Source organism: Halomicronema sp. CCY15110 (assembly GCF_016888165.1).
Classification (GTDB): domain Bacteria; phylum Cyanobacteriota; class Cyanobacteriia; order Phormidesmidales; family Phormidesmidaceae; genus Halomicronema.
The window spans coordinates 1-4,099 of sequence record NZ_JACSWC010000189.1 but is presented as its reverse complement, the minus strand read 5'-3'; the positions used below and the strand labels follow the sequence as shown (position 1 = coordinate 4,099).

Below are 4,099 nucleotides of genomic sequence, written 5' to 3'. Positions count from 1 at the left end.
CGCACTCCTGAAATAAACTAGGGCCTGTCGTCCTTTTGCCGCAAGGCTTTGATGACTAAATGATGACAGGCCCTAGTTAAACGGTAACCTGGTGGCTGATTTCGACTCTGCTCAATCAGCAGTACCACTGGCCAGGCAAGACGTTGAGGGTTGAGCGGGGGCGAAACCCGTTGGCGGCATTATTGCGCCTACCGACTTAGTTAATTCAGCTGCTTTCGTGGCCACAATATAAACATTTGCAACTCACTTTCTTATAAGTCCTTAAATTGGTCTTAAATAGTCGCAAGTTTTCAATGCTTGCCTTTAAGCTTTGAAGTCAAGATACCTCCTAACTGCGTCTCCAGCCCTGTCAGGTTCTGACAGGGCTGCTTTTTGTGGCGGTGACATCGCATTGGTTGGAGGAAGCCAGGCTAACGTTGACCCCGCGAAATTTTTGCCTGGTGAATCCTGACCGCACTATTCCCCTGGCCGCGCTTGCGGGTGAGCCGCCAAAAAACGCAGCAGTAGCGTGCGGTGTGGTTGGCCCAGCGGTCGGCTCTGGTGGGCCACGGGAGAATACTTTTCCCCCCGTTGAATGTCGGCCACCGTCCATAACCCCAAATCCCAACCTTCATTGAGCTGGAGCTGCTCGGGCGGCACCTCCAGCGGCCCGTAAAACACATGGCGCACAATATTTTCATGCTCCCAGCGGGTAAATAAGTTGAGGTGGGGAGGGACATAGTTGATTTCTTCTTTGAGTTCCCGCCACACTCCCTCTTCTGGAGTCTCGCCGGGTTCAATATGGCCACCAAAAAAGGCCCAGTGACCGGGATACACGATGGTGGGAATGTTGTCTCGGAGTTGTAGGAGAAACTGCCCTTCATGCATCAAGAGCGCGATCGCGACTTCAGTTTTATTAGTTGACATAGCCCTGATCGATCAATACGTCCAGACTATAAACGGAAATTCAGGGTTCAGCTTTTCAATCAGCATCACCGTTTAATTCTTAATTCCATGACGCATTCGGCCCATGGTTTTAGCCTACTATCATTGCCAAGAACTCATCTTGCCAAGAACTCATCATCACGCTCTAATTTGGTCATTAGGCATGACGAGAATCCCCGAACAATCTGGTACAGAGCTGTAATACCTCTGATTGCGAGGTCATCATGCACTCCCACTAGAATCCTGAACTCCCACTATGAGATGTGAGCCAAATTCTTCGGCCTACTTGGCGCTTCCAGTGAGAACGGGGAAGTGAACATCATGAAAGTTGCGCAACACCAGGTTAATCAATGGCTCCATCAACGTGGAGCTTGGCAGCATGTCGTTGGCAATACGGTCATCATGCTGGCGATTTGGGGCGTTGACCACACTATTCGGATGAATTTGGGATTCTCCATTTTTTATACGCTACCGATTTTGACCCTCGCTTGGTACTTCAACATTAAAGCGGGCTATCTGGCCAGTGGGATGGCGGCAGTGCTGTGGGCGATCGCGGAAGCTAGTCGAGCGACCCCCGACACCACTATCGTGTTCTTAACCTGGAATACCGGAGTCAGACTCGGCTTCTGGCTGTTGCTGGTCTTTTTGCTGGCGGAGCTCAAAGCCAGTTACCGCCAAGAGCAACAGCTAGCGCGCACCGACTTTTTGACTGGACTCCTCAATCGGCGGGCGTTTGCCGAGGCGTTAGCGCAAGAAATTTTCCGCGCTAGCCGCTACAGTTTGCCCTTTACGTTGGTCTATTTAGATGTCGATAACTTTAAGGCAGTCAACGATCGCTGCGGTCATGCGGCGGGCGATGATCTGCTGCAAGCGATCGCGATCGTCCTGCAACAGACATTGCGCAGCAGCGACCCCGCCTCCCGTTTAGGCGGGGATGAGTTTGCTTGCTTCCTACCGCAAACCAATCAAGGGCAGGCAAGTCATTTGTTGTCGCGATTGTTTGATGCCCTCACCCATCTCACCAACACGCAAGCCGTGCCGATTGGTTTTAGCATTGGGGCCGTCACCTTTATGCAGGCTCCAGAGTCAGCCGATGCCGCTCTGGCCGCCGCCGACAAACTGATGTACAACGTCAAAACCCACGGCAAGAACCAACTCGTACAATCCATCTACGGCTAGTCGGCGGCAATGGCCTCTTGAGAATAGCGTCCCAAAGCCCATCGACCTGTCTGGGAAAAGGGTTGGGGGCGATCGCACTTACAACCGCCGCCACAATATTAATCCTCTCGTCGTCAACCTAGTTCAGTCCTCGTACATTTGCGGATGACTTGGGTAAACTCTTGGTTGGCAAGCAAATAAATTCAAATTCATTCATTGGGAAACTTTTATGGCGATCGCACTATCTCCAACTGCTTTTATTGATAAACCGATTAAATTTGGCACCGATGGCTGGCGGGGCATGATCGCCGCTGACTTCACCATGGGGCGGGTGGTGCACGTGGCTCAAGTTGCGGCCCAAGTCTTGCAGCAATGCTATGGCAAACAAACCGACAGCAATACCGTGATTGTGGGACACGATCGCCGCTTTCTGTCACCGCAATTTGCCCAAGCCGCTGCCGAAGCCATTACCCAAATCGGGTTTGACGTGCTGTTGTCAGAAGATTTTGCCCCCACACCCGCTTTCAGTTGGGCCGCTAAAGATACAGGCGCTCTGGGCGCGATCGTCATCACCGCCAGCCACAACCCCGCCGCCTACAACGGTCTAAAAATTAAGAGTGCCTTTGGGGGCTCGGTGCCCCCCGACGTGACCCAAAAAGTAGAAGCGCAACTCGACACCCCAGTGCCCACCGCCGCACAACCGGGCCAGCTAGAGCGCTTTGATCCCTGGCCGAGCTACTGCCAAGAGTTGCAGTCCAAAGTGGACTTGGCGGGCATTCAAGCGGCGATCGCCAATGGTAAGCTCACGGTCTTTGCCGATGTGATGCATGGTTCTGCCGCCACGGGACTAGAGCGCCTCTTGGGCCGCCCGATTCATGAATTGAATAGTGAGGCAGACCCCCTATTTGAGGGAGGTGCCCCGGAACCATTGCCGAAATATTTGCAGCGCATGTTGAAGACCGTGGCCGACTATGAGCCGACGGTCGCCGGGGGCCTGGTTACCGGCCTAGTGTTTGATGGCGACAGCGATCGCATTGGTGCAGTGGATGGCAAAGGCAACTTCCTCAGCTCGCAGATTTTGATTCCCATCTTGATTGATCACCTGACCCAGGTTCACGGCTACAGCGGCGAAGTGATCAAGACCATTAGCGGTTCCAACCTGATTCCTAAGGTGGCCAAACTGCACGAGCGAGAGGTTTATGAGACGCCGGTGGGCTACAAATACATTGCTGATCGCATGATGGAGTCCAACGCGCTGATCGGGGGCGAAGAGTCCGGCGGCGTCGGTTACGGCCATCATATTCCCGAGCGGGATGCGCTGCTGTCGGCGCTGTATGTGCTGGAAGCGGTGGTGACATCGGGCATGGATTTGAGCGATCGCTATCGCAGCTTGCAAGACCTCACGGGCTACCACTCCGACTACGATCGCATCGACCTGCCCCTTGCCAGCATGGAGGTGCGCGACAAACTGCTGCACGAGCTTAAAACTAACTGCCCCCAAACCGTGGCGGGCAAGGCCGTCACCCATTGTTTGGATATCGACGGCTATAAGCTGACCCTGGCGGATGAAAGCTGGCTGCTGATCCGCTTTAGCGGGACTGAACCCGTGCTGCGCTTGTACAGCGAAGCCAAAGATCTGGCGGAAGTTCACAAACACCTGAGCTGGGCCAAAGACTGGGCCACCGCGATTGGCTAGCCAACCCTTGCACTAACCATCCGCTCCCCGACTACGAGCTAATCCGTTGAGAGCTGTGCACTTCCTAGTTTGACGGTCATCCTGACCGTTCAAGACGACTGGGTCATGCCGCTCCGGTGTCGTTTTCGCCCCAACGGGTGAGGGTGGCAGGTTAGCAGCCTACCCACCAGGTGGTCTACGGAACTTTTGCCAACCGCAAAGCGCCACCGCCAATGATCATCAGGATCACTGAAGGGGGGGGACAAAGGGATCGGCGGGAAAATAACATCCCGGTAATGGCAGTGCTTGGGTGGCTGGGTAGCTGGGTGCCTGGGTCAGTTA

3 protein-coding genes are annotated in these 4,099 nt (G+C 54.2%); 2 read left to right on the top strand and 1 reads right to left on the bottom strand.

Going from position 1 to position 4,099, the window contains the following annotated elements; all coding sequences use genetic code 11:
- Positions 1-456: 456 nt before the first annotated feature.
- Positions 457-906, bottom strand: coding sequence for an NUDIX domain-containing protein (locus tag JUK32_RS05690; protein WP_204137885.1), 450 nt, complete (start codon positions 904-906; stop codon positions 457-459).
- A gap of 339 nt (positions 907-1,245) precedes the next feature.
- Here JUK32_RS05690 and JUK32_RS05685 point away from each other — a divergent pair, with 339 nt between their 5' ends.
- Together JUK32_RS05685 and JUK32_RS05680 are read left to right on the top strand one after the other, a co-directional pair.
- A complete protein-coding gene (locus tag JUK32_RS05685) occupies positions 1,246-2,103 on the top strand; it encodes a GGDEF domain-containing protein (protein WP_204137884.1) in 858 nt (285 codons plus the stop codon).
- 208 nt (positions 2,104-2,311) lie between these two features.
- The gene (locus JUK32_RS05680; RefSeq protein WP_204137883.1) at positions 2,312-3,778 is read left to right on the top strand and encodes a phosphoglucomutase/phosphomannomutase family protein; all 1,467 of its coding nucleotides are present in this window, start codon (positions 2,312-2,314) and stop codon (positions 3,776-3,778) included.
- Positions 3,779-4,099: the final 321 nt, after the last annotated feature.